Consider the following 24,035-nt stretch of genomic DNA (forward strand, 5'->3'; position numbering starts at 1 on the left):
CGTATTGGATAGGCATCTACAGGCTTGGTTATCCTATTTGGTGGTTGTTTGCCCCTTTGCCCGTGGGGTTAAAGATTACCCAAGGAAGGCTTGCTCGATGCGATCGCATAATAGGTGGATGAGCAAAATGTGCATCTCTTGGATTCTAGGCGTGTCGTTACTGGGCACGATTAAATGGCAATCGCACAGCGCGCGCATTTTGCCCCCCTGATTCCCGCTTAAACCCACAGTGCCCAAGCCCAACTCTTGAGCCTTCTGCAAGGCTAGTAGCACATTGTCTGAATTGCCACTTGTAGAAATCCCCACCAAGTAATCCCCCTTTCTACCCAAGGCTTCCACTTGGCGCGCAAAGACCGCGCTGTAACTATAGTCGTTGGCAATGGCGGTGAGCGCGGAAGTGTCCGTGCTCAGGGCGATGGCTGCTAGCCCCTGTCTTTGGGCTTTATAACGCCCCGTTAACTCCGCGGCAAAGTGTTGTGCGTCCGCCGCACTCCCCCCATTTCCACAGATCAAGATCTTATTGCCCCCCTTGAGGGCTTCTATGAGCAAGAGCACAGCCCCCTCTATCTCTGCGCCCAGCGCGTTTAAAGTGTCTTGGGCGGTTTGGATATGGGCTAGGAATTGGGTTTGGATGAAGGTTTGCATACAAGTCCTTGGATTTTTTGCATAAGGCGGCTACTAGACCTGCCCTCCAGCGTATCGATCAACACCACCTCATCAACTAGATCGCTCCCCACGACTTCTTTGCCTTGGTAATCTCCCCCCTTAACTAGGATGTGGGGCTTTAAAGCTCGAATCAACTCCAAGGGGGTTTTCTCTTCAAAGATCACCACAAAGTCCACGCATTCTAGACCGGCCAACACAAAGGCGCGATCTTCTTGGCGTTGGATGGGGCGCTTGGGACCTTTGAGCGCGCGCACAGAGGAGTCGCTATTCAAGCCCACCACTAGAATGTCCCCTAGTTTCTTGGCTTCTTGCAAGTAATACACATGCCCACGGTGCAATAGATCAAAACACCCATTGGTGAACACCACGCGCTTGGGCTGTGCGCCATGCAAAATATGCCCTAGCGTGGCGCGATCTAAGATCTTTTGCCCCTGGTAGTAGTGGCGTTGCAAGAATTCTAGCACTTGCGCGTAGGTGGCATGCGCGCTCCCCACCTTGCCCACCACCACCGCCGCGCTCGCGTTAGCAAAGGCGCAAGCTTGGTGCAGATCAAAACCTAGTGCCAAACAAAAGGCTAAAGCAGCGATCACGCTATCCCCTGCCCCACTCACATCATAGACTTCTTTGGCAATGGTGGGGATTTTAACTAGATTGCCATGATCTAAAAAAGCCATGCCCTGCTCGCTTAGGGTGATAAGCGGGATGGTGATGTGGAAAGCCTGTTTAAAATGCTCTAGGGCTTGTTGCAGGCGCGCGTCATTGTTGATCTCTAAACCCGTGGCGATCTGGGCTTCCCTTTTATTGGGGGTGATGAGAGTGGCGTGGCTGTATTTGGAATAATCCTTGCCCTTAGGATCGCACAAAACGGGCTTGTGGGCTTGGTTGGCTAGCGTGATGAGGGTTTGGCACAAGCGCGCGCTGAGCATGCCCTTGTTGTAGTCAGAGAGCACCAACGCGTCTGCTTGGTCTAAAAGCGCGGTGGCGATTTCTAAAATCTCCTGCTCTAAAGCGGGGCTAATGGCATGCCTGCTTTCTCGATCCACGCGCAACACTTGTTGCTTGGAAATCATCACCCGGCTTTTTTTACAAGTGGGGCGCTCAGGATCAACTAACACCCCTTGGGCGTGGATATTAAGCTGGGCTAAACGGGCTAGCAACCACACTTGGGCTTCATCAGCCCCCACCACCCCACACACACTCACACGCGCGCCCAAAGCGACCAAATTGTCTGCTACATTGCCCGCCCCGCCCAAACGATAATTCTCTTCGCACACCTCCACCACTTGCACGGGGGCTTCAGGAGAGAGTCGCTCGCTAACCCCCCACACATAGTGATCCACAATAATATCCCCAACCACCACAATATGGGGGATTTTAGAGGGTTGGAAACGCAGGTTTAACATGCGTGTTGCGCCAACGCGCGAATTGTAGGGATATAAGCCTTAATTCCGGTTTGCAAATTGTAGGCGGGCTGGTAGTCTAAAATCTGCTTGGTGGTGCTAATGTCTGCGCAGGTATGCGCTTGGAAAAAGGCGTAGGGGTTTTTGATATAGCGCACCTTGAAGTGGCCTAATTCTTGTTGGAGTAGGTGGACGACTTCATTATAGCTATGGCTATTCCCATAACCCACATTGTAAACCCCGCTAGTCAAGGCGCACATCGCCTTGACATTGGCTTGAATCACATCTTCAATATAGACAAAATCGCGTTGCTGTTCTCCAAATTCAAAGAGTTTCACCTCTTGGTGTTTGAGGGCTTGCAAACCTAATTGCAAGATCATGGACGCGCTCTTATGCTTGTAAAACTCCCCAGGACCATAGACATTGAAATAACGCAGACCCACAATGGGGGCACCAAGCCCACAACGCCCGCTTAACACATGCCTATCCATGCACAGCTTGGAAAACCCATAGACATTCTCGGGCTCTTGACCCTGCCCAACCACATTGGGCGCGGGAGTGTTGCCATAAACTCCTGCTGAAGAGGCGTAGATCACGCGCGCGTTCTTGCTCTTGGCGATCTCTAGCAAGTCTAAAAAGGCTTGGTAATTGGTGCGCAAGATCAAACTCTGGTTAATATTTGTGGTGTCAGAAATGGCAGCTTGGTGGAAGAGATAATCAAAGTCTAGCTTGGCTATGCGATCTAAATCGCTTGTGATGTCCGCGCTTAGCACCTCCCCTTTAAAATGCACCAAATTTTTAAAATGCCCTAGACTCGTGCTAGGGGGTGTGTGTTCTCTAAATCTATCTAGCACCACCACTTGCGCCTTGGGGTGGTGTTGCTGGAAATAAAGGGCTAGATTGCTCCCTATAAAGCCCCCCCCGCCCGTGATGAGAATGCGCGCCCCCGCCAGAGTGTCAGAAATATAAGCCATGCTAATCCTTTGATTCCATTATAACATGCAAACACCACCAAAAAGACACCAAGATTTTTCCCATGTCCGCCCTAAACTGTTCACATGTTTTCACATGTGTTCTCATAAACGCCACCTAAACAGCCAAAATACACCCCAAAAAGCCCTCTAAAATCCCCTAAAATTTCTTTTTTTGTGCCAACATGTGAATATTCTAGCCTTGTTTCATCCCATGCCAAAGTGCCTAAATTACGCGCTTACAAGGACTTTTTCACATATTCACGCCCTCTACTACTACGACTATGTTAAATAATATCTAGGCTTTTTGCAACTACTAAAGCCAGCGCAAAGCCGCCATCATGGCTGATGCTCACATGCAAGCTTGATACCCCAAAGGCGCGCATTTTCTCAGAACTCAAAGAGATGCGTGGCGCGCCCCTATGATCCTTGTCAAGATGGATGTCTAGAAAGCCTAGCTGGGCTCCAATCCCCACGCCTAGAGCTTTTGCGCAAGCTTCTTTAGCCGCCCATGCTCCAGCCAAAGAAGCGGGTTTTAAAAAAAGGCTTTGTTCGCTAGGGGAGAGGAATCGGTTTAAAAAGCGTTGTTGGTGGCGCGCTAGGGCTTGGCTAACACGCGCAATGGAGATGAGATCGATACCTATCACTGGATCACAAAATCGGTAAAAAAGACATTTTTCACAAAACCATCAATGAGGAAGCTGTTGAGGTTGCTACGGATTTCTTCTTTAAGTTTGTTCTTGCCCTTCAAGGTAGAAATTTCCTCCATGGACTTAGAGGAGAGAATCTCTATGATCGTGTCCTTAATAGCGGTTTCTTTCACCTTCACCTCTTCTAGCAATTTGGGATCGTTGAGCTCTAAAGAGATGCTAGCCTTGAGATAACGCCGTCCATTTTGGCTGATTAAATTCACCACAAAGGGTCCACTCAAAGGATAGAGCGGACCTAGGGAAAGATAATCTGAGGAGCGCACCATTAAGTTATTCCCTCCCTCAGCCTCCCCACCCATGGGTGTGTTATGCATTTGTTTGTTCCCCTGTATGGGGGATTGAGCAGGGGGTTGTTCTGCGCTCTTGCCCATAAATAAGATCACAATCACGCCCACCAAAATGAGCATGACCAACACCGCGCCCATCACCACAAACAACATCGCCTTGCTTTTCTTAGGCGCTTTTGCTTCTTCTGCCATGCCAATCCTTTCTAATTGTAATAACTCAAAGTGGTTCGCCCAAACTTACAAGACTTGATTATACTCAAGCTAGCCAGTTTTGCAGGCACATCCGCGCCACTTTGGTGTTCCAAGATCACTAACGCCCCCCTCAGGGCTAAATGCGCTAGATTATCCAAACAAGCTTGGAGCGCGCCAAAAGGGGGGTCTAAATAGATAATGATCTGGGGCGCGCTCAAATGCGCTAAAGAAGAGCCTAGAAGAGCCAACCCATCGCCCCGGATTGCGCGCGCCTTGAGGGGCTGTTTATAGCGTTGTTTAAAAGCGCGCAAATTGGCTTGCAAGAGGGCAAACACTTGCATGTCTTGCTCAAAAAATAGCGCCTCTTGTGCCCCGCAACTCAGAGCCTCCAAACCCACGCTCCCACTCCCTCCAAAGACTTCCACAAAAGCGCTAGAGGCAATGCAGGGGCGCAAGACATTCAAGAGCGAAGATCGCACTAGGGCTTTAGTGGGACGGCTAATGCTCTTGGGGGGCAATAACAAGGGCATGCCCTTACACACCCCGCTTAAAATTCTAAAAGCAGGCATTAGGGGCGGTACTCTTGGATCAAATCCAAAAGCTTATGGGTGTATTCCCCTAACAAGGCTTGCACCCTGCTCTCCAAACTTTGGGCTTGGGCTTTTTGGGTGTAGAGTTCTTGCAAGGATTCTAGCAGACTCTCGCGCGTGAAAGGCACACTGACATGCGCGCCCTCTAGCGAACTGATCAAAAAAGTCGTCTTCACCGGTTTATCCACAGGGTGATCGCTCAAAATGAAGTCGCAATGCTCTGGGGCGCACAAGAAATCCTGCAAATAGGATTTAAGCACACAGCCTAAGAGCAAAGAATGGCAATCCAGGGCTATTTTCATCTCTCTTCTTTTACGCGCGTTGTGCTATTATTGCATATCTTGAGTTTGAAAATGCTTACCAAAGGCAAAGCGCGTGCAAGAACACATCCGCAATTTCTCCATCATCGCCCACATCGACCATGGCAAGAGCACCTTAGCTGATTGCCTCATTAGCGCGTGCAACGCCCTAGATGCGCGTGAGATGACCCACCAAGTGCTAGACACCATGGAGATTGAAAAAGAGCGCGGGATCACGATCAAAGCTCAATCGGTGCGCTTGCGCTATTTCTTCCAAGGCGTTAATTACATCCTAAATCTCATAGACACCCCCGGGCATGTGGATTTTAGCTATGAAGTTTCGCGTTCCTTGCACGCATGCGAGGGGGCTTTATTGGTCGTGGATGCCACCCAAGGGGTGCAAGCCCAAACGATTGCCAATGTCTACATCGCCCTGGACAACCACCTAGAAATTCTACCCGTGCTCAATAAAATTGATCTGCCTAATGCCGATGTGGAGGCGATCAAGCAGGACATTGAGGACACGATCGCGCTAGATTGCGCGCAGGCGTGCTGTGTGAGTGCCAAAAATGCTATAGGCATTGAGGCCTTGCTAGAACAAATCATCAAGCTAATCCCCCCCCCAAATGGGGACCCTAGCGCGCCCACAAAGGCTCTCATTTACGATTCGTGGTTTGATAACTACTTGGGCGCGTTAGCTTTGGTGCGCTTAAAAGAGGGGCGTTTGGAAGTGGGGCAGGAGGTTTTAGTGATGGGCGCGCAAAAACGCCACAGCGTGCTAGGGCTTTACTACCCCCACCCCCTGCACAAAACCCAAAGCCCTAGTTTGGAGTGCGGAGAAATTGGCATTGTCGCTTTGGGTTCTAAGAATCTCACAGACATCGCCGTGGGGGACACCATCACGGACGCTAACAACCCCACTGCTAGCCCCATAGAGGGTTTTATACCCGCTAAACCCTTTGTCTTTGCCGGGCTTTACCCCATTGAGAGCGATCAATTTGAGAACTTGAGAGAAGCCCTTTATAAACTCCAACTCAACGATGCAGCCTTGCAGTTTGAGCCAGAGAGTAGCGCGGCTTTAGGCTTTGGCTTTAGGGTGGGCTTTTTGGGCTTATTGCACATGGAGGTGATCAAAGAACGCTTGGAGCGCGAGTTCAAATTGGATTTGATCGCCACAGCGCCCACGGTGCTCTATGAGGTGCATTTGCAAAACTCTCAGGTGTTGCTGGTGCAAAACCCTAGCCAACTGCCCCCTGAGGGGAGTATTGTCTGCATTAAAGAACCCTTTGTGCGCGCCCATATCATCACGCCCAGTCTTTATTTGGGCAATCTCATCAACCTTCTTAGTAAAAGACGCGGGGTGCAAGAAAAAATGGAATACCTGAATCAAGAACGCGTCTTGCTCACCTATTTGATCCCCAGCAATGAGATCGTGATGGATTTTTATGACAAACTCAAATCTTGCACAAAGGGCTATGCGAGCTTTGACTACGAGGCTGCGCCCTACCAAGAAGGGGACTTGATCAAGCTAGACATCCGCGTGGGGGGGCAGGTGGTGGACGCGCTCTGTAGCATTGTAGAGAGAAGTAGGGCTTATGAAAAGGGCAAGGCTTTAGTGCAGAGCATTAAAAACCTCATCCCCAGACAACTCTTTGAAGTCGCTCTGCAGGCTAGCATTGGCAATAAGATCATCGCGCGCGAAACGATCAAGTCTGTAGGTAAAAATGTAACAGCTAAGTGCTATGGGGGGGACATTAGCCGCAAGCGCAAGCTATTAGAAAAGCAAAAAGAAGGTAAAAAACGCATGAAAGCCATCGGAAAAGTGCATCTTCCCCAAGAGGCGTTTTTGGCGATCTTGAAAATTGATTAAAGGAGTTTTTGATGTGGCGTTATCTTCTCTTATGCGCGCCTTTGAGCCTATGGGCTGCTGAATCACACCATTGGAGCTACCAGCACCCTAGTGCCCCCAGCCAATGGGGGCATCTGCACAAGGATTACGAATTGTGCAAAAGCGGGAAAAACCAATCCCCCATTGACATAGAACACTATTACAACGCCCCAGATAAGGAGAATTTGGGGGTGTTTTACCAAGCGGACGCTAGCCCTATCTCTTTGGATTACTCACACCACACCTTCGTAGCCAAATTCAACTCTCCTAAAAACCATGTGATTTATCGCGACCATGTCTACAACTTGGTGAATCTGCACTTCCACACCCCGATGGAATTTAGCATCCACAAACAACGCCAACCTTTGAGCATGCATTTGGTGCACAAAGACAGCAGTGGGCTCTTATTGGTGCTAGGGATTGGCTTTGAGATTGGACAACCCAATGACTTGATCGCCCGGTTACTGGAGGCTTACGCGCACAAGCAAGTCCCTAGCGACTTAGATTTAGAAACTCTATTGCCCCCCAGCATTAGTTACTACCACTTCAATGGCTCGCTAACCACTCCCCCCTGCACGGAGGGCGTGGCATGGTTCATCATTGAAGAAACCTTGAGCGTGTCCCAAGAACAGCTAGAAGAGTTGCAAAAGATCATGCACTACATCAAAAACCGTCGCCCTCCCCAAAAGGATTACAATAGCGTGATTGTCAAAAGCTCAGCGATCTTGCGCGAACCCTAAGATCTTTGCAGGCGCGCATGCGCGGTGCTTGTGTTCCAAGCGGTAGCGCGTTTTAGTGATCGTTTAATAGATGTGCTAGTCAACAAAACCCCTATTTAGCATAACAACTCTAGGGATTCATTCCTGCTAACAAGGCTTAAGCCCTTAAATTTATTTATATTATAATGCCAAGTTTGATCGGCTCAAAAAGGGAAAGAATGCTAAGAGGGATTGTGTTACTCTTGTGTGTGGCTGTGTTCTCCTATGCAAAAGGGTTCAAGGATTACATGCGCTATGATTTGGGCTTTCATCTCTTCATCATGGATCACGAGGGTTCCACCACCTATTGGCCCAACACCAACACCACTTTAAGCACCCGCTTAACCCCTGAAGTCGGGTTCGCCTTTGATTTGGGGCGTGTGGAGCAAAAACTCATGGTTGGGGCGTTCCTCTTCCAAAATATCCACACCTACCAGATGAACTTCCCTAGCAAATGGGGACCTACCATCTACTACCAAGCCCGCGCCAAGTCTTTTAATTTCTATGGGGGGATTTTCCCTAGAAAATACCTCATTGGGCATTACCCCTTAAATGTCTTTGCGCCTTACTACTGGTTCTCTGATCCCAACGCGCGTGGATTTGCCCTGCAATACAACCCCCCCTCCAACCCCTATAAAGACACCCGCATAGAGGCGGAGTTTTTACTAGATTGGTTTGGGGGGAATTGCTACACCTGTAAATACGGGCGCAACGCGCTAGGCAATGGCATGGATCGCTTCAGTTTTATGGGAGCTAGTGAGCTCTCCACTTTGCAGGGGTTTTTGAAAATTGGGGCTAATGCGGAGTATTTCCATGTAGAAGATCAATTCTTGCTCAACTGGCCCCACCCTGTGAGCGGGATTAGGCATGGTTCTATCTACTTGCTGGATCGACTCTACTACCAAGCCTATGCTAAAAGCGATCTGCTCAATAGCGCCCCCTTTATGGAGGCATTGAACTTCTCTGTGGGCGTGTTGGGTAATTTAGAACGCCTGCGCCGTATCGGTATAGCCGAGCCCTTTAGAATCAGCACGGGTTTATTTGTGGAGAGTCATATTCAATTTAGGGGCTTTGGGATAAGCGATCTCTTCTTTGCTAGTAAGCATGGGGAGGATTTCTACTATAGCAAATACGCCCATGTGAATCTCATCTGTTCGAAAGACTATTGCCCCACCCCCATTTATCGTGGCGTGCCTTTTTTTCAAGCCCCCCTTTACAATCGTCTGGATATTTACTACGAGTTTAAAAGCTCTTTTGCTAAAATCCGCACCCAATTTGTCTACAATTTGATGAGCGACTATGCCACCACCCAAGATTCCTACCAAGTTTACTTCACCGTGGCACTAGATAGCTACGATCTGCTCAATTTCATCTTATCCAAGGTGCATAAGGTGCATAAATAAAGCTATCAATAGGAGCGCATTAACGCCGATTTAGAGTCAAAGTAAGGAGGCGTGCATGTCCTATGTTACCGGCAATGTTACCCATGTCAACCAGAATGCCCCCTTTGGCTCCATTGTCTACCAGAACGCTTTGCCTAAATCCGATCAAGAAAACCACAAGGAGTTTTTAGAACGCTTGCAGGTGGTGCAAGAAACCCGTGCCTTAGAAAAGAATAAGGCAATCCATCGCGACAAGGATCAAAGCCCCCCCCAAGAGCACAACCCCCCACCCCAACAGCAGAGCGATTCGCGTTGTATGGGCGACAAACAGCATTGCTACCACGGGCATTACTATAGCGATCGCGCTTTGGAGCGCGCCTTGCAAAACACTCAGGAGCTAGAGGGCTTTTTAGAGCCCCATGTCTTAGATGTCATCATCTAAACGCGCGTGCCTTAAGTTAAGATTTGTTACAATGGCGCGCGCATGGGCGGTGGTTGCTTTGGGTGAAACCAAAGAGGAAAGTCCGAGCTACCTAAGACGAGATTCCATTTAACAAATGGCTAGCGTGAGCTAAGGGAAAGTGCCACAGAAACAAACCGCTCTTTTAGAGTAAGGGTGAAAAGGTGGGGTAAGAGCCCACCGCACCCCAAGTAATTGGGGCTGGTCTAGGTAAACCCAATCTGTAGCAAGAAGTGCATGGTAATAGTCTTAAACAAAGCACTTCGCATGAGGTGGGTTGTAAAACCCATCCTAGATAAATAACCACCCACGACAGAACTCGGCTTATGCCCATGCCCTTTTAAGAAGGATCGCATGCACCAAAGCGTTTTACTCCAAGAAGTGATTCACGCCTTCGCCCCCCTAGGGCGCGTTGAAAACCCCCTTTTGATCGACTGCACCTTGGGTCTGGGCGGACACACTCTAGGGCTATTGCAAGCCTACCCGCATTTGCGCGTGGTGGGCATAGATCGCGATTTAGAAGCCCTGGATTTAGCCAAAGAACGCCTAGCAGATTATACTCCCCGTTTTACATACCGCTATGGTGCTTATAAAGACATCATCGCCACCTTGATCCAAGAGGGGGTGTGGGCGCGCTGTGATGGGGTGTTAGCCGATTTGGGGGTGAGTTCTTTACAGCTGGAGAGCAACACGCGGGGTTTTGGTTTTAACGCGCCCACTTTAGACATGCGCATGGACACTAACGCCTCTTTGAGCGCGCGCCAAGTGATCAACCACTACAGCCCCTATGAGTTGGAATGCGTGCTAGAGCGCGCGCAGGTGCGTGGGGCTAAAAAGATCGCCTCTCTCATCGTCCAAAGACGGCACAAACGCCCCTTTGAAGAAGCCAAAGACTTAGCCAGCTTTTTAAGCGCGCACCTAAAACGCCACAAACACCACCCCGCCACTCTCGTGTTCCAAGCTATCCGCCTAGAAGTCAATGACGAAATGGGGAATTTGTGCGCGCTCTTAGAATATGCCAAAGGCTTACAACACGCATTACTAGCCATTATCTCTTTCCACTCCTTAGAAGATGGGCAAGTCAAGCACGCCTTTAAAAAATTCGCGCTAGAGTGCGGGACAAATTTAACCAAAAAGCCCATCACCCCCAGCGCGCTAGAATTGCAACAAAACCCCAGAGCCCGGAGCGCCAAAATGCGTATTTTTCATTTTCAAGGTTATCCATGGAAGCCCTAGAACATACAGAAGAGAGGCGTTTGCGCGCTAGCGCACAAGAGAGAGACGCGCTATTTAGCGATCAAATCCGCGAACACCAAGGTATTCCCATCGCGTGGTTGCTCATAGCGATCGTGGGGTTGATCTTATCCCTAGTGCTGTTCGCGCCCAAGATTTACCTGACTAACAACATCTACTACACCAGTCGCGCGATTCAAAAGCTCAAGGGTCAAGAAAACCTTCTGCAAGAAGAAAAACGCCAACTCCAGCTGGAGTTAGAACAACAACGCTACAAATACACCATAGAGAACATGCCCTAGCCCCCCCCAAAGGGGTTTAGACTTTATAGGGTCTAAAATCCCTATACAAATCGCTGGCTTTGTCAAAAAAGCGCGCGTTTAAGGGGTGTAACTCGGCTCTGATCTCTGCAGAGGTTGCCTTGTCCAAATTGTCCTTATTGCTTTTAAACACCACGCTATAGCCAAAGAAATCCAGCATGGACTTGAGCTCAAAATTAGCGGTGATCTTTTTTAAGTTGCTCGCAAAGACGATGAAGTGCTGTTCATTGTCCATCGCCAATTCTAAAAACGCCTGCCATTTGGCTAGACCGATTTTTTTGCTATGCAAGTCCTGCGCCTCATCTAAGGAGTCAATGAGGATGAAACTCCCCGGGGCGATATTTTCCTCAAAGAGTTGCGCGCTGGTGTGGGTGGCTACAATGCCATAATCTTGCAATTCTGCCATGCGCACGGCAATTTGCTTGCTGGCGTTGTAGTAATAAAGTTTCTTGCCGGTTGTTTGCAAATTTTTACCTAGGATTTTTAGCCAAGTCATTTGGGCTTCTAGGTCATGGCTTACCATGAGTAAGTGCGCTTGGCTGGTGTTAGCAAACTCGAGCACAAATTCTTTTTGCTCATAATCCACATCTACGCCTAGTTGCAATGCCCACCCCTGCACTTTTAAATCTGTGGGCATGCTAATGGGAGTTTCCCCATTGTAAAGCTTGTGGGGCACTTTTTGCGTGCCTTGTTCTAGAGCGGCTTGGTTGGTTTTTTGGATGAAGGCAGGCAATTTTTCATTAGCCGCATAGGGGATTGTCATAGACACATGGTAAATAGGATGCCCGCCATTGTCATTGTAAATCCCCTCTGGGCTTCCCTTAAGCGCGCAAGCGGCATCATTGGCTAAAACCGATGCGCTGTCCTCTGCGTCCATTGCTAAAGCCACGCGGTTACCTATCTGGGCTTTCATAGATATTGGAATCGCAGTCCCGCGCATGGTTTGGGTGGAAAAGATCAAATGGATACCATAGCTACGCCCCTTTTTGAGCAAGGCGTTGAGCAATTGCCCCACCCGGTCGCTTTCCTTACCCATGCCCTCTGCAAAGAGCACTTGGAATTCATCAATGATAACAACCATTCTTGGCATGGATTGCTTGGCGTTGTGGCGGTAGCCCTTAAAATCCTTGACTCCGCTTGTCTTAAACAATTCCGATCGGCGTGTCATCTCTGCATTGAGCCATTCTAAAAAAGTGATCCCATAGGGCACAGAAGATTGCACGCTCACTAACATGGCATGTTCTAAAATGGGGTTAGCATAGGCGTTAAATTCCACGCCCTCTTTGTAGTCCAACAAGAAGAGGCGCAATTCATCCGGGGAGTAATAATAGGCTAAGTTTTGGATTAGCACATTCAAAAAGTTAGACTTCCCGCTCCCACTACGCCCACACACCAAAGTGTGATGCTGGGTTTGATCGCCCCCAATCTCAAAGAGCACTTCTCTATGATCGCTATCCCAGCCAATAGGCACACTCACAATAAAGGTGCTTTCTTTGCTCCAAAACTCTTGGGGTCTTTGCAACGCGTCTATCTCGCGCTTCACTTGCTTGCGCTCAATGTAGTATTGTTGCACGGCGTGCGCAAAAGCGTTTAAATGTTCTTGTGCCACGCTAAAATCATGCACCACTTGTAAATTGAGTTGTTCTAAGTGGGGGGGCAGGGCTTGGAAATTCTGCGCGTAGTCGTGCAAATATTGTTGCAAGGCTTTTAGCCCTACAGAGGCTTCGCCCTCTTGCGCGCTGTAGATAAAGCATAGCACCCCATTAGAGGGTCCATAACGCACAATCTTTTGCAAATAGTGCAAACTCTGACTATCTAGGGCATCTACCCCACTCAAAAACAAGGCGCGCACTTCTAAAATGTCCGGATTATTGCGGTTAAAATGCATGAAGTCCTTGTAGTTGGCTAATTTTTCTTGTAAATTGGCTTTCAAGTAGCTATAAAGACTTTTTAAAGCCTCTTTGATCTCATCGCCCTCTGTGAGAATCTTTTGTTTGTAGATAAAATCGTTGTCTTTTTTGAGCAGTCTGCGCGCCAGCGCGAACAGCCCTCCTAGACTGAGCGCGTCCACCAACACAACTTCTAAATGCGTGAGGGGCACAGCTGAGATCAAGCGCATCAACGCCTCGCGCATAAAACGCGGGGTTTGTTCGCTATCTCCATAGAGGGTGGGGGGTGGGAAGGCATAGGATTTGGGCACATAAAAGGGTTCAAAACTCTCATGGGCATGCCCATCGCGCACTTCATACAAGCCCACGGCTAAAAAATCTGGGTATTGCTTGCCATGGTTGGCGTGCAATTCTCCGCCTAGCTGGGGCTGGATCGCGCGGATTTCTTTAATGCGATCTTGCACCTTGTGTAAATTCTCCTGAATCCTAGACATGGGCGCGTTTTCAAAGCGCACGCTTTTAAGAGCTAGGTCCAAATCTTGTAAGAGAGTGTCCATGTTAATCCTTAAAATTTGGTGTGTGCAAGTCTAGCTTGCGTGGTTTTTGTTTGCAAGGGGATCACAAAAATCCCAATTTAGGTATTGAGCTGTGTTGCTATTTGTTGCCATAGGGGGTATCCTTTCGTGTGGGGGACTTTGAGTAAAATTTCTTCGCGCACTAATTGCATCGTGCCTAAAGGCGGGTTGCCATCAAAATGCCATAAATAACCCTTAGGGGTAATGCCCTTGTTGATTTGTAATTGTTCCTCCTCATTAAAGAGTTCTTGTAAAGAAGAGCGTTCCTCTAGGGCTTTTTGCAAGGCTTTGAGCGCGCGAAAGACCACCATAGGTTTTTCCTCGCTCAAGTGATCTAAACCTATGGTGGTAGAAAACACCGCAGGGAATAAAGGCAGATTTAGTTCGCTAAAGCCAACTTGGAGGGTATTATCAGGGCTTGTAATAAACTCCTGCTTGCGTTCCTCTAAAAATTCTTGATACTTGGCATTGGCTTCTTGGATTTTGGCTGTTTTGAGCTTGGGGTCTAAGCGTTTTTGTAAAGCCTCTAGGTGGGCAAAAAAAGCATAGAGTGCGGATGGGAGCGAGGGTGGGGGTCTGTTGTATTGTTTTTCAATGATATGGATAGCCTGAGCAGAGCGGCGGCATAGCCGGTTATGCTCCTCATTATAATCCAGCAATAGATTCTTGCTTTGCTGGTAAGCCTCCTCTAAGATTTGGCTCTCGATGCGCTTGATCTGCTCAGTGTAAATTTCTAAAGCCTGCTTTAAAAGGGCGACTTTTTGTTCCCATAGTTGGCGTATGGCGATCGCTGCATCAAGATCTGCTTGTGCTTGTGCCTCATCTTCTTCATCGGCTGCAGCTAGGGCTGCTTCACAAGCTGCCTCATAAGCCCTAGCCGCTGCTAACCCCCTATTAGCCTCCTCTAAAAGATGCCTAGTCTTAAAGTGCTCCTCACTAATGCTCTCATAATACTCTTGCAATTCCTGCAAAAAATCATGCCTTTTTTGGTGCAAATCATCTCTAAAAAAGCACATTTGCGCGATGACTTGGCGCGCTTGCTGCGTGTCTACCTTAACAGGCATACCAACCCCCAAGCATGCGATTCATTTTAGCGTCCATGCTCTGCCTTATGGGTTGATGCTTTGGGCGCGTTTGACCAAATCCCTAGCTTCCTCTAGGCAATTTTCAATGATCTGTTTGGTGTTGCGGATTTCGTATTCCAAATTTTCCAAGTGGTTTGTCAGGTTGCACATGGGATGAAAGACTTCCACACTCAGCTTATGCCCTAGCTCGTCATTCATCGCCTCTAAAAATTGACTCTCCAAACTCTGTAAAAACAAAGTGATGCCATCATAATGCATGGATGCCTCCTAGCTCTCTAGCTTTTTGACAAACATTTCAAAGACCAATAGGGGGGTTTTGGTGTAAGTGTCTGTGTCTAAGAACAAGACCTTTTGGGTGTTGTTATCTAGCAGATAATACCCCCCATACCCATCGCTCCCAAAGACGATCTCGCCCTCCTGCAAATGCTCCTTGAGCGCGTCCATGAAAAACACAAACAGACATTTTCCCTCCGTGTTGAAGTCCAGCACATTTTTGAATTGGTAAGTTTCTTTGCCAATAGAAAAACTGCGCTTGGGGGGGATCGCGTTGTTAGTTTGCTTGAGAAATTCTATAAACTCCGGGCTAAAGCTTTGGTGGCAAAACTCCTGCGCGGCTTGCAAACCCTCCTCTTGCAAGGGGATCACAAAATCCCAATTTAGGTATTGAGCTGTGTTGCTATTTGTTGCCATAAGGGGTATCCTTTCGTGTGGGGGACTTTGAGTAAAATTTCTTCGCGCACTAATTGCATCGTGCCTAAAGGTGGGTTGCCATCAAAATGCCATAAATAACCCTTGGGGGTGATGCCCTTGTTGATTTGTAATTGTTCCTCCTCATTAAAGAGTTCTTGTAAAGAAGAGCGTTCCTCTAGGGCTTTTTGCAAGGCTTTGAGCGCGCGGAAGACCAACATGGGCTTTTCCTCGCTCAAGTGATCTAAACCTATGGTGGTAGAAAACACCGCAGGGAATAAAGGCAGATTTAGTTCGCTAAAGCCAACTTGGAGGGTATTATCAGGGCTTGTGATAAACTCCTGCTTATGCTCCTCTAAAAATTCTTGATACTTGGCATTGGCTTCTTGGATTTTGGCTTCTTGCAAGGCGGGTTCTAGCTGTTGGTGCAATTCTGCCAAACGATCCAAAAGGGGTTGTAATTGGGGCGGGGGGATGTTGTATTGCTCCTCTATAATGCTAGCTGCCTCATTGGAACGCCGGCAGAGTTCGTTATGTTCCTCATCATAGGCAAGCAATAGATTCTTGCTTTGCTGGTAAGCCTCCTCTAAGATTTGGCTCTCGATGCGCTTGATCTGCTCGGTGTAGATTTCTAAAGCCTGCTCTAAAAGGGCGACTTTTTCCTCCCATTGTTTGCGTTTATTGGTGGCTATGGTTAGGGCGACTGTGGCTGCGGCTACAGCCGCCATAGTCCAAGGTTCTGGAGTTAGCCAAGCCAAGCCAAGCAAATATTTGCGATACTCCTCAGTTTTTCTAGCATCGGCTAGCCCCGCCCTAGCCTCCTCTAAAAGCTTTTTAGTTTCCAAGCACTCCTTACAGATCGCCTCGTAATACTCTTGCAATTCCTGCAAGAAGTTACGGGTTTTTTGGTGTAACCCGTCCCTAAAAAAGCGCACCTGCGTGATGACTTGGCGCACCTCTTGGGTATTGACTTGGACTGGCATGCTAGCGTCCTAGATAATCTCTGGCTTCTTGAATTTTGCGTCTAAGCCAGCGCACCTGTTCGGTCGCCTCCGCATCAAAGCGTTTTAAAAACACCTCCAAATCCTTAAGCACTTCCTCAAACTCCAAATATTTGGGATCAGCCCAAGTATCCCCTAGCGCGCGGAAATGCGCGTTGAGATCATTAACCATGTCGTTGAGATCGTCCATGAATCGTTGCAGATGGTTGGTAAAATCCTCTGTTTCCTCAGGGTTGATAACCGCTTGTGCCATTGTGTTCCTTTGTTTTAAAATTTTCTTATCCCGCCCAACCGCCCACTTATTTATAGATTGTCCTCAGATCCGTGGGGCTTGGTGTCCCCCTGAGTGCTAAACTTCCTGTCCACTTGGCGCGCAGGTTGCACCGGTGTTTCTGGTTTGGGCGCGCGCTTGCCTTTTAACGCGTTCTCATAGGGTTTGAGATTCTCTTGGTGGAATCTTTGGATGCCACTAAGGTCTTTGGGCTCTTCTTCTGGCTCCTCTAAAGGGGCTTGGGGCGCGTTCTGTTTGCTTAAATCCACATTGGTAGAAAGCCACAAAGCACCATCTTCTAGTTTGTTGCCCGCAAAATCCTCTACACTGCATGCCAAATGGCAATCCATGTTCAAGAGGTCTAGCACCACGCGCACACTCTTAGCGTCCCATAGACTTTCTTCCAAGCGTTCTTTAAAATGGGGACTTTCAAGCACGATGGCGTGTTTGCCCACTTGGTTGAGCCAAGCAAAGGCGTAATCTTTGGGCACGCGCGGGTCAGTAATGTTGTAGTCCTCCTCGAAGGTTGCCCAAAAATTGGGCTCAATGTCCTCAAAATGCGCTTTTTGGCGGTTGAGACTCACGATGCCCTTGTTGGTGTGTCTAAAGACACACACGCGGTTATCCACCAATACAAACATATAAGCGTATGGCATGGTCGCTCCTTAATCTAAATGGATGTCTGGGCTTTCAAAAAGCAACTCCCCATCGCCAGAGAAAATGCCCACCTTGAGCGTGCTCGCGTTCAGCGCACAAATTTTCACCCGATGGGTTTCATCGTAGTAGCGATCGAGGCGCACAGAACGCCGTTTAGCCTCGTGAATGGGGAAATCGCTAGAAAAGGCTTTGGGTTTGTCGGTGTAATTAAATTCCAAAGTGTCCGCCATGACATAGTCTAAAAAGTCCACCCACTCGCCCACCTTAATGCGATCACGGCTGATTTCCACCTTGAACAAGCCGTAATCATCAATGCCCAAGTGGAATTTGAACTTAGGTCCTTCCTCTGCCTCTCTTTCTTGCAAGACGCGAATCCCCCTTGGACGCGGGCGGCTATCCAGCAGTCCAAAAACCACACCGGTTTTACAAGTGGGTTTGAAGTGGCTTTTTTGCTCTGGAGCTCGACCGGTGAGTTGCTTGATTTTTTCATCAGCTTCAAGCGTGCCTAAGGGTGGGTAGAGCTCAAATTCCATTTCTTCGCTTTCTTGTGTGCCTACCACGCTTGCTTGGTATTCCTTGTAGCGCGCCTTTTCCTTTTCAATGTGTTCTAAAAACAGCTCTTTGACAATGGGCGAACGGCTCGCATTCCCGCCTAAGAAAATGTGCAATTTGTTCAATTTTTTCATCTTTTTGGAGGCAAGCTCTAGGGCGTGGAAGAAGTTATCCACTCCCTTGCCAATCTCCTCTTTGAGAATGTGGAGCAATTTGGTGTAGTCAATTTTGAGATCGATCACATCTCTAGCCCCATTTTTGTTTAAGAGTTGGATTTTTTTGACCTCCTCCTCTTGTTCGTCGTCCAAATGATCCTCTTGCAAGCTCTCTACAAAGACACGCAAATGTTCCACCAAGTCTTGTAAATTGCGCTTGCCCTCGCGCGAATTGTCTAGTAACCCCCTGAGTGCTGCGCTATCCACGCCCTCGTAATTGGGGGTGGCAATTGCGATCTGCTTGTTTAGCAATTGTGAAAAGTTTTCGGGTTCTTCAAAGACCTTAGAAGCAAGCAATTCTAAGAGATTTTCCCCACCTAGGTATTTCATCCCCTCTGCTCCAAAGTGGGAGATGTCAAAACCAAAGGCTTTTTCTGCGCTTCTCTCCCAAGTGCCAAAGTCAAAATCTGTTGTCCCGCCCCCAAAGTCAAAGACTCCGTAATTGACAATACCACAATCTGGGCGCGCAAACCCAAAGGCTTGTAAGGCAGTGATCGCATAGGCAGCTGGCTCACTAGCCCTAAGCTCCACGCTCAATTGGTTGGTGTTTTCATCAAATACCCCTTTTGGCAAGGATTTCCTCAAGCCCTTTTCAAAACTTTGGCGGATTTTTTCGGCTTGCTCCTTCTCGTATTTAACCGGGTAGGAGAGGAAGTATTTCAAATGCACCCCGCTGTTCATGTTGTTGATGTAGCGCCCCAAAATGTAGGCGTAAAACTCAATGGGGTTGTTATTTGTGCACGCCATAAAGCTCCCTAAATCCCATGTGCGCCCATCGTTAAGATACTCCAAATCTTTTAGGCGGATTTCATAATGCGCCGTGCCCGCCCATTGTTTGAGCTTGTAGAAAAAGCGGTAGTAGTCATTCCCCGCTGCACGCTTAAACTCGTTAAAGGCGGTGTGGGCGGTGGTAAGGTCTTCTACCTCTGTAAAGGGGCGGTGTTCGAGCGCGCCATAGTCGCCTAAGAATTTTTGGTGGTGGCGGAACTCAATGATGGTGGGGTTTTCAAAATCCTTATCGCCCACTTCTTTAAAGGCTTCTTGCGTGCCAATAGAGATAAGGGTTTTTCTGCCCGAATCGTCCAAAAACGCCGCTGTGGTGCTCTTGGTGCCAAAGTCAATGGCGACTTCGCTATGTTTGATATCCACGCTAGGGTGGCGCGCGTTGAGCTCTTTATCCAGCTCAAAGTTAATCGCCTTGTTTTTCTTGTTCTCTTGTTCAAAGGGGTAAATGTCCCAATGCCCTTGGTTGGGGTCTTCTAACAAGGATGGGGAGTAGGGGTGCATCCCAATGGCGCGCCAATCCACCTCTAAAAGCCACTTATTAAAATCTTGGGTGGGGATGTGGATAGTGGCGTAGTGGGTGATTTGCTCTAGCGTGTCTACAAATTTCTTGGAGATAAAGGGGGTTTTGCCCCTCTCCCATGTTTGCATTTCCTTGATGTAGCTCAAAAACTCAGGCGATCCCACACAATCGTCCTCAGGCTTGACGCTGGAGATGAGTTTTACTAAGCGCACAAAGCGTTCTCGCTCCTCATCGCTCAAGTCCGCTTGAAACTTGATATAGCCCTCTTTTAAATCCTGCACTTTTCTTTGTGCCTCGGCTAACGCGTTTTTCAAGTCCTGATTATGCGCTTTGGCGATTTTCCTAAATTCCTTAGCTAGGGGGTGGTTGCTGGGCAGTGCTAGATTTTTAACACTCACTCTTGTTTTTATGCTCATGGTTGTCCTTTGTGTGTTGTTTTTATCGTGCCACGCTCACTAAGCTAGTGTGCTTGACCTTGCCTTTTTGCTTATAGCCCTGAAAATGCACCTTAGTGATATTGCCTTGGGTGGGCATACTCTGATCGACTTTGCCACATTGCTCGGAATTATAACGATCCCCCTCTTGCACCCTCAGGCGTTCCAAACCCATTTGCTCGCCCACTAATTCAAAGAGAATGTCAAAAAAATCTTGGAGCTGGGGATTATCCAAATGCCCCTTATTCTTGCTGTATTGATCCTCGATCTGAGTAGCCAGCATATCTAGGGTAAAACCCAAATCCTTACAAACCTCGTAGAGAAATTCCTTAAAATGGCGCGCCACTAGGGAGGGGATGGAGCTTTGCTTGGCGATTTCAAAGAGATTTTTGAGGGGCTCAAAATCCTTATACGCCTCTGCTAGCGCGCGCGCGTTGGCGACTTCTTTTTCTTTGGCTTTGAGATCTTGTGTTTTCTGATCTAGTTGGGTTTGCAGGGTGTTTTTGTCGCCCTCTAGGGTTTTATAGTCGCGATCGCGTTGCTTTTTTTGCTCTTCCCAGCCATCGCGCTGCGTTCTGCTTCCCTTTTTTGCGCCTCTAGCGTGCTGTAGTCGGTTTTGGCGGTTTTGATTTGCTCTTGAAGTGTCTTAATCTTGCTAGCGCGCTCATCCAAATCACCCTCTAGCCTTTTTACCTCATCGCGTGCGTCTTTTAGTTCTTGTGTCAGTGCGCTAACCTTATCCCCTTTTTCCTTCCAATCCTTGCACTCCCCCTTGAGATCCTTGATCTCTTTCTTGAGATCTTTGATCTTGTCCTTGAGTTTGCGCTTTTTGTTTGCCATCTCTTCCTCCTCTTGATAGGACACCTCTAGCTCTGAGGCTAGCTCCCCCAACGCCTCTTCTAGTGCCTTTTGGTGCCTGCGCGCCTGCTCGCTCTTTTGGTATTTAAACGCCTCTTGAATCTGCTCGTTTAAATCCTTTTTTTTTAGCTCCTCGTCCAACCCTAAGTCTGCTAAGATGTCTCCAATGGCGTTATAAGCGCTTTGGAGTTGTTTAGAGAGAGCCCCAGAGCGTTCATTAGCGCGCTCCAAGTCTTTTTGCAGCTGTGTGTTCTGCGTAACCGCGTTTTGGTGTTGGGGGTTATGCAGAATGTCTTTTCCCATAGCCTGCGTGTCTATTGAGTGTTTTGACTCGGGTGTTTTCTCATTGCCATTGTAAAGTTTGCTGGTCTTATGCACGGTGGCATCTAAAAAACCTTGTCCATCATCAATATGTAAAACCACTTCGTAGGTAGCCATTTGTTTCCTTTCAAATTGAAGTTTTGCCTTTGCGTGTTGCTGTGTTCTAACTCATGGATTCTCCTTATTGGCGCGGAGTTTGCGCGCAAGTAAGATCAAAGGACCACACCGGTGATCGGGGATTTTCTCTCCCTTAATGTCTTTAGGAATTTCTAGGGCGTTGCGCTTGAGCGCGGGGTTTGTTGGGTGCGTGTGCAATTGCAAAGACGCGGGGATTGCCTTAGCAAAGAAGTAAGCTAAGGCTTGGTTAAGCTCCTCTAGCTTGAGATCAAAACGGGGCGCAATGGCTAAGTGGCTAGGGACTTCTAGGGCTTGATCGCTTAAGATCACAAAAGCATGCGCCTTTTCAAGCTCTAAGCGCGCCTTTTCTGCCAACCACTCCCAAAAATAGGGCTTGAAGTCCTGCCACAAACTGTCGTGCCGACTCAACGCCTCAAACCCCTCTGGATTAAACACCCCTGCTGCGATCCTGGCATTTTCACACACGATTAACAAATTTGCCATGTGTTCTCCTTCAATAAGCTATTCACAACTCCACCCTTTTACACGCGCTGAGATACTTCCCACTCTCTAATCCCTCTTGTGTAGCGACCACAAATTCCAAAGCGCTAGGGCTCACCACACGCACAAATATAAAGGCTTGCGCGTTAGCGACATCTGTTTCTAGGCTCTTTTTAGAGATCGCCCCATCGTTGATACTCAGACTTTGCGCGCTCGCGCTGGCTTGGGAGGTGTAGTAGAGTTCAAAGTGGCTCTCAGACGCGTCTAAGAATTTCACCCATGTTTTATACGCCTGTTTTCTATCCAGCAGAATTTCAAATTTCTCTTTGCGCGCCCGACCCACATAGTATTTAAAAGCGATGTTTTCTTGGACATTGTTGTCAATAACTTGGATTGCCCCGCCTTTGCGCGCCCTAATAAGCCCAAAAGCCACACCCGTTTTGCCATTGGGTTTGTCTAAATCCGCGCTCTCTAGGGGTTTATGCAAAATAAAGCTAAAACCATCTTGGGAGAGTTGTGCGATCTTTTTCAAAAAGAGTTCCTCCACAAAAATGGATTTGCTGGAATTGCCCGCCAAAAAGATATGTAAGGCATCAATGTCCATCGCCCCATCACCCCCTTGTTCAAAATACGCCTCCACCGCAGCCACAAAGTCGTAAAAGAAGTTCTCCACCCCTTTTCTAATGCGCTCTTTAAATAGGGCTAGCACCTCTGGCGCGCTGAAGTCTAGGCGCACTCCTGCGCTTTGTTGCCCGTAGCGATCAAAGAGATTTAAGGACAATTCGCCCTCATCCTCAAAGTCTTTGCCCTCCCAAAGGGGGCGTAATTTCTCCATAAGGCTCTTGGTGTTGGTGTGCGCTTCTTGCGAATGATTGATCAACACTTCAGCGCCCAAAAACCCCTCTCCCTCTGCAGGTTGTCTAAAGGGAATTTGCTTCTCCAACAATAAATCTTTATTGCGTTTAAACACCTCAAAGCTGGCTAACTCCAGCAAGTTTTCCCCACCCAAGTAGCGATCTCCTCCACCTCCAAAATGCTCCAAAGTGTAGTCATAGCGGCTATGTGCGTCCGTGCCTTGGAACAAACCAAAGTCAAAATCTGTAGTCCCGCCTCCAAAGTCAAAGACTCCATAGAAAATACGCTCATTTTCACTTGGATCAAAGCCATAACCCTCTAAAGCCATGATCGCATAGGCGGCTGGCTCACTCGCGCCCGCCTCTACTTTAAGTTGCTTGGCTATGCCTTGATTGTGCAGGGCATTAGGCAAGGATTTGGCTAGCCCTCTTTTAAAGCTTTGCAAAATCATGTTGCGCACTTCTAGCTCGTAAGTTACGGGGAAAGAAAGCAGGTAATTTAAAAAAATCCCATGGTGTTGGTTGTTGATATAAAGCCCTAGATAGTAGGCGTAAATCTCAATAGGGTTTAAATCCTCTCCCTTGATCTGCAAACTCCCCTTCACTTCAAAATGCGCCTTTTGTTTGTCTAGAATCTGGAGTTTCTCATATTTATCGCCCGCCCATTGTTTGAGCTCGCTTAGATAAGCGTTATATTCATTAGACCCACTCCCCAAAAACGCGCTATAGGCTGTGTGTGAGATATTGACATCGCTCCATTGGGTTTTAGGGCGACCCGCTTGGGATTTGTAGCTTTTAAGAAAAGCGCTTAAATTGTTAAAGCTAATGATGGTGGGGTTTTCATACTGGTTTTTCTCAACCCTAGCAGAAAAATCCCCCAAGCCCACGCGCATAGGCAGGCTTTGGTTTTGACTTTGGCAAACCACCACACTGCTAGTTGTCCCAAAATCAATCCCCACCACACCTTCTTTAATATCTGCTTTGGGGTTTCTAGCCATCAAGGGGGGTTCAAGGTTGAGGCGCACCTTACCCCCCTGCAACAAATACGCCATATCCCAAAGCTCCCAAGAACCCCGATTGGCATCGCTTAGTATTCTAGGGTCGTATTCTTGGATATCCGCACGGCGCGTATCCGCGTTGGTGAGCGCGCGCACAAAAGTATCAATCTCCCCCCTTGCTAGGGGATCGTTTTCATCTACACAGAGGGTTTTAATCGCCCTAATGGTTTTCTTGGCATCCTTGCGCCTTTTGTAAAACTCCGCCCCCATGCCTAGCACAATTAATGCCCCCAACACCCCTATCACGATTGTCCAAAGTTTGAAGATAAGGGTTAGGATAATCGCTACACTGGATAAGCCCACTAAGGCTGTTGCGACTAGCAAAAAAATCTGTTCCCCTGATGAACCGCCGCTCTGTTTACTATCTCTAAGCGCCTCTATAAAAACCGCCTTAAGTCTTTGTTGCAAATTCCCCCTCTTTGTCTTGGCTAATTTGAGCGCCACCATCACCGTTGCAACACCCAAGATCAATGTTAAAATGAATAGTATCCACATGCG

The 24,035-nt window shown here is 48.1% G+C and carries 25 protein-coding genes and 1 other RNA gene; 7 read left to right on the plus strand and 19 right to left on the minus strand.

Features of this window, described 5'->3' with window-relative positions:
• Positions 1-75: 75 nt before the first annotated feature.
• The 7 genes from gmhA to EAO33_RS03515 form a co-directional block, all read right to left on the minus strand.
• On the minus strand, positions 76-645 hold the full coding sequence (gene gmhA, locus EAO33_RS03485; protein WP_120945032.1) for a D-sedoheptulose 7-phosphate isomerase: 570 nt from the start codon (positions 643-645) through the stop codon (positions 76-78).
• Positions 615-2,069: a D-glycero-beta-D-manno-heptose-7-phosphate kinase gene (gene rfaE1 / locus EAO33_RS03490; protein WP_120945034.1), complete on the minus strand. Its 1,455-nt coding sequence runs from the start codon at positions 2,067-2,069 to the stop codon at positions 615-617. The genes gmhA and rfaE1 overlap by 31 nt, the downstream gene beginning before the upstream one ends.
• Positions 2,063-3,040 (minus strand): ADP-glyceromanno-heptose 6-epimerase, encoded by a 978-nt coding sequence (rfaD, locus tag EAO33_RS03495; RefSeq protein WP_120945036.1) that lies wholly within the window; start codon positions 3,038-3,040, stop codon positions 2,063-2,065. Before rfaD ends, rfaE1 begins: the two co-directional genes overlap by 7 nt.
• 284 nt (positions 3,041-3,324) lie before the next feature.
• Entirely contained in the window at positions 3,325-3,684 is a 360-nt protein-coding gene (acpS, locus tag EAO33_RS03500) for a holo-ACP synthase (protein WP_120945038.1), read from the minus strand.
• Positions 3,681-4,226: a flagellar basal body-associated protein FliL gene (gene fliL, locus EAO33_RS03505; protein WP_120945040.1), complete on the minus strand. Its 546-nt coding sequence runs from the start codon at positions 4,224-4,226 to the stop codon at positions 3,681-3,683. The genes acpS and fliL overlap by 4 nt, the downstream gene beginning before the upstream one ends.
• 11 nt (positions 4,227-4,237) lie before the next feature.
• On the minus strand, positions 4,238-4,795 hold the full coding sequence (gene rsmD, locus EAO33_RS03510) for a 16S rRNA (guanine(966)-N(2))-methyltransferase RsmD (RefSeq protein WP_120945042.1): 558 nt from the start codon (positions 4,793-4,795) through the stop codon (positions 4,238-4,240).
• Positions 4,795-5,118 (minus strand): hypothetical protein, encoded by a 324-nt coding sequence (locus EAO33_RS03515; RefSeq protein ID WP_120945044.1) that lies wholly within the window; start codon positions 5,116-5,118, stop codon positions 4,795-4,797. Before EAO33_RS03515 ends, rsmD begins: the two co-directional genes overlap by 1 nt.
• 73 nt (positions 5,119-5,191) lie before the next feature.
• Between EAO33_RS03515 and lepA the strand changes: the two genes are divergently transcribed.
• From lepA to EAO33_RS03550, 7 genes are all read left to right on the plus strand, one after another.
• Complete coding sequence (gene lepA, locus EAO33_RS03520) at positions 5,192-6,985, plus strand: translation elongation factor 4 (RefSeq protein WP_120945046.1); 1,794 nt, start codon at positions 5,192-5,194, stop codon at positions 6,983-6,985.
• 11 nt (positions 6,986-6,996) lie between these two features.
• Entirely contained in the window at positions 6,997-7,743 is a 747-nt protein-coding gene (locus EAO33_RS03525) for a carbonic anhydrase family protein (protein WP_120945048.1), read from the plus strand.
• A gap of 197 nt (positions 7,744-7,940) precedes the next feature.
• A complete protein-coding gene (locus EAO33_RS03530; protein ID WP_120945050.1) occupies positions 7,941-9,164 on the plus strand; it encodes a hypothetical protein in 1,224 nt (407 codons plus the stop codon).
• Positions 9,165-9,219: 55 nt separating this feature from the next.
• Positions 9,220-9,585 (plus strand): hypothetical protein, encoded by a 366-nt coding sequence (locus EAO33_RS03535; RefSeq protein WP_120945052.1) that lies wholly within the window; start codon positions 9,220-9,222, stop codon positions 9,583-9,585.
• 38 nt (positions 9,586-9,623) lie between these two features.
• Positions 9,624-9,945, plus strand: an RNA gene (gene rnpB / locus EAO33_RS03540) — RNase P RNA component class A.
• 12 nt (positions 9,946-9,957) lie between these two features.
• Complete coding sequence (gene rsmH / locus EAO33_RS03545; protein WP_120945054.1) at positions 9,958-10,839, plus strand: 16S rRNA (cytosine(1402)-N(4))-methyltransferase RsmH; 882 nt, start codon at positions 9,958-9,960, stop codon at positions 10,837-10,839.
• Positions 10,827-11,138: a hypothetical protein gene (locus EAO33_RS03550; RefSeq protein ID WP_120945056.1), complete on the plus strand. Its 312-nt coding sequence runs from the start codon at positions 10,827-10,829 to the stop codon at positions 11,136-11,138. The genes rsmH and EAO33_RS03550 overlap by 13 nt, the downstream gene beginning before the upstream one ends.
• Positions 11,139-11,154: 16 nt before the next feature.
• Here EAO33_RS03550 and EAO33_RS03555 read toward each other — a convergent pair whose 3' ends face one another.
• The 12 genes from EAO33_RS03555 to EAO33_RS03605 form a co-directional block, all read right to left on the minus strand.
• Positions 11,155-13,602: an FtsK/SpoIIIE domain-containing protein gene (locus EAO33_RS03555; protein WP_120945058.1), complete on the minus strand. Its 2,448-nt coding sequence runs from the start codon at positions 13,600-13,602 to the stop codon at positions 11,155-11,157.
• Between the two features lie 77 nt (positions 13,603-13,679).
• Positions 13,680-14,684 (minus strand): HNH endonuclease signature motif containing protein, encoded by a 1,005-nt coding sequence (locus tag EAO33_RS03560; protein ID WP_120945061.1) that lies wholly within the window; start codon positions 14,682-14,684, stop codon positions 13,680-13,682.
• 45 nt (positions 14,685-14,729) lie between these two features.
• Positions 14,730-14,963 (minus strand): hypothetical protein, encoded by a 234-nt coding sequence (locus EAO33_RS03565; protein WP_120945063.1) that lies wholly within the window; start codon positions 14,961-14,963, stop codon positions 14,730-14,732.
• 9 nt (positions 14,964-14,972) lie between these two features.
• Positions 14,973-15,395 carry an SMI1/KNR4 family protein gene (locus tag EAO33_RS03570; RefSeq protein WP_120945065.1) on the minus strand — a complete coding sequence of 141 codons (423 nt, stop codon included), beginning with the start codon at positions 15,393-15,395 and terminating at the stop codon, positions 14,973-14,975.
• The gene (locus tag EAO33_RS03575; protein WP_120945067.1) at positions 15,362-16,375 is read right to left on the minus strand and encodes an HNH endonuclease signature motif containing protein; all 1,014 of its coding nucleotides are present in this window, start codon (positions 16,373-16,375) and stop codon (positions 15,362-15,364) included. The genes EAO33_RS03570 and EAO33_RS03575 overlap by 34 nt, the downstream gene beginning before the upstream one ends.
• Before the next feature lies 1 nt (position 16,376).
• Positions 16,377-16,646: a hypothetical protein gene (locus EAO33_RS03580; RefSeq protein ID WP_120945069.1), complete on the minus strand. Its 270-nt coding sequence runs from the start codon at positions 16,644-16,646 to the stop codon at positions 16,377-16,379.
• A gap of 50 nt (positions 16,647-16,696) precedes the next feature.
• Positions 16,697-17,320 carry a hypothetical protein gene (locus EAO33_RS03585; protein ID WP_120945071.1) on the minus strand — a complete coding sequence of 208 codons (624 nt, stop codon included), beginning with the start codon at positions 17,318-17,320 and terminating at the stop codon, positions 16,697-16,699.
• 9 nt (positions 17,321-17,329) lie between these two features.
• Entirely contained in the window at positions 17,330-19,810 is a 2,481-nt protein-coding gene (locus EAO33_RS03590) for a hypothetical protein (RefSeq protein WP_120945073.1), read from the minus strand.
• Positions 19,811-19,832: 22 nt separating this feature from the next.
• Entirely contained in the window at positions 19,833-20,174 is a 342-nt protein-coding gene (locus tag EAO33_RS09420; protein WP_235853034.1) for a hypothetical protein, read from the minus strand.
• A gap of 167 nt (positions 20,175-20,341) precedes the next feature.
• Positions 20,342-21,124, minus strand: a complete 783-nt coding sequence (locus EAO33_RS09425; protein ID WP_235853035.1) for a coiled-coil domain-containing protein — start codon at positions 21,122-21,124, stop codon at positions 20,342-20,344.
• Positions 21,125-21,175: 51 nt separating this feature from the next.
• Positions 21,176-21,628, minus strand: a complete 453-nt coding sequence (locus EAO33_RS03600; RefSeq protein ID WP_120945075.1) for a hypothetical protein — start codon at positions 21,626-21,628, stop codon at positions 21,176-21,178.
• A 22-nt stretch (positions 21,629-21,650) separates the two neighbouring features.
• Positions 21,651-24,032 carry an acetate and sugar kinases/Hsc70/actin family protein gene (locus EAO33_RS03605; RefSeq protein WP_235853036.1) on the minus strand — a complete coding sequence of 794 codons (2,382 nt, stop codon included), beginning with the start codon at positions 24,030-24,032 and terminating at the stop codon, positions 21,651-21,653.
• Positions 24,033-24,035: the final 3 nt, after the last annotated feature.

The organism is Helicobacter labacensis (assembly GCF_003660285.1).
Taxonomy (GTDB): domain Bacteria; phylum Campylobacterota; class Campylobacteria; order Campylobacterales; family Helicobacteraceae; genus Helicobacter; species Helicobacter labacensis.

What these genes read in the sequence shown, in the direction of transcription:
- gmhA (WP_120945032.1), bottom strand. Translation starts at nt 645, where the DNA reads ATGCAAACCTTCATCCAAACCCAATTCCTAGCCCATATCCAAACCGCC.
- rfaE1 (WP_120945034.1), bottom strand. Translation starts at nt 2,069, where the DNA reads ATGTTAAACCTGCGTTTCCAACCCTCTAAAATCCCCCATATTGTGGTG.
- rfaD (WP_120945036.1), bottom strand. Translation starts at nt 3,040, where the DNA reads ATGGCTTATATTTCTGACACTCTGGCGGGGGCGCGCATTCTCATCACG.
- fliL (WP_120945040.1), bottom strand. Translation starts at nt 4,226, where the DNA reads ATGGCAGAAGAAGCAAAAGCGCCTAAGAAAAGCAAGGCGATGTTGTTT.
- rsmD (WP_120945042.1), bottom strand. Translation starts at nt 4,795, where the DNA reads ATGCCTGCTTTTAGAATTTTAAGCGGGGTGTGTAAGGGCATGCCCTTG.
- EAO33_RS03515 (WP_120945044.1), bottom strand. Translation starts at nt 5,118, where the DNA reads ATGAAAATAGCCCTGGATTGCCATTCTTTGCTCTTAGGCTGTGTGCTT.
- EAO33_RS03525 (WP_120945048.1), top strand. Translation starts at nt 6,997, where the DNA reads ATGTGGCGTTATCTTCTCTTATGCGCGCCTTTGAGCCTATGGGCTGCT.
- EAO33_RS03530 (WP_120945050.1), top strand. Translation starts at nt 7,941, where the DNA reads ATGCTAAGAGGGATTGTGTTACTCTTGTGTGTGGCTGTGTTCTCCTAT.
- EAO33_RS03535 (WP_120945052.1), top strand. Translation starts at nt 9,220, where the DNA reads ATGTCCTATGTTACCGGCAATGTTACCCATGTCAACCAGAATGCCCCC.
- rsmH (WP_120945054.1), top strand. Translation starts at nt 9,958, where the DNA reads ATGCACCAAAGCGTTTTACTCCAAGAAGTGATTCACGCCTTCGCCCCC.
- EAO33_RS03550 (WP_120945056.1), top strand. Translation starts at nt 10,827, where the DNA reads ATGGAAGCCCTAGAACATACAGAAGAGAGGCGTTTGCGCGCTAGCGCA.
- EAO33_RS03555 (WP_120945058.1), bottom strand. Translation starts at nt 13,602, where the DNA reads ATGGACACTCTCTTACAAGATTTGGACCTAGCTCTTAAAAGCGTGCGC.
- EAO33_RS03560 (WP_120945061.1), bottom strand. Translation starts at nt 14,684, where the DNA reads ATGCCTGTTAAGGTAGACACGCAGCAAGCGCGCCAAGTCATCGCGCAA.
- EAO33_RS03565 (WP_120945063.1), bottom strand. Translation starts at nt 14,963, where the DNA reads ATGCATTATGATGGCATCACTTTGTTTTTACAGAGTTTGGAGAGTCAA.
- EAO33_RS03570 (WP_120945065.1), bottom strand. Translation starts at nt 15,395, where the DNA reads ATGGCAACAAATAGCAACACAGCTCAATACCTAAATTGGGATTTTGTG.
- EAO33_RS03575 (WP_120945067.1), bottom strand. Translation starts at nt 16,375, where the DNA reads ATGCCAGTCCAAGTCAATACCCAAGAGGTGCGCCAAGTCATCACGCAG.
- EAO33_RS03580 (WP_120945069.1), bottom strand. Translation starts at nt 16,646, where the DNA reads ATGGCACAAGCGGTTATCAACCCTGAGGAAACAGAGGATTTTACCAAC.
- EAO33_RS03585 (WP_120945071.1), bottom strand. Translation starts at nt 17,320, where the DNA reads ATGCCATACGCTTATATGTTTGTATTGGTGGATAACCGCGTGTGTGTC.
- EAO33_RS03590 (WP_120945073.1), bottom strand. Translation starts at nt 19,810, where the DNA reads ATGAGCATAAAAACAAGAGTGAGTGTTAAAAATCTAGCACTGCCCAGC.
- EAO33_RS09425 (WP_235853035.1), bottom strand. Translation starts at nt 21,124, where the DNA reads ATGGCTACCTACGAAGTGGTTTTACATATTGATGATGGACAAGGTTTT.
- EAO33_RS03600 (WP_120945075.1), bottom strand. Translation starts at nt 21,628, where the DNA reads ATGGCAAATTTGTTAATCGTGTGTGAAAATGCCAGGATCGCAGCAGGG.
- EAO33_RS03605 (WP_235853036.1), bottom strand. Translation starts at nt 24,032, where the DNA reads ATGTGGATACTATTCATTTTAACATTGATCTTGGGTGTTGCAACGGTG.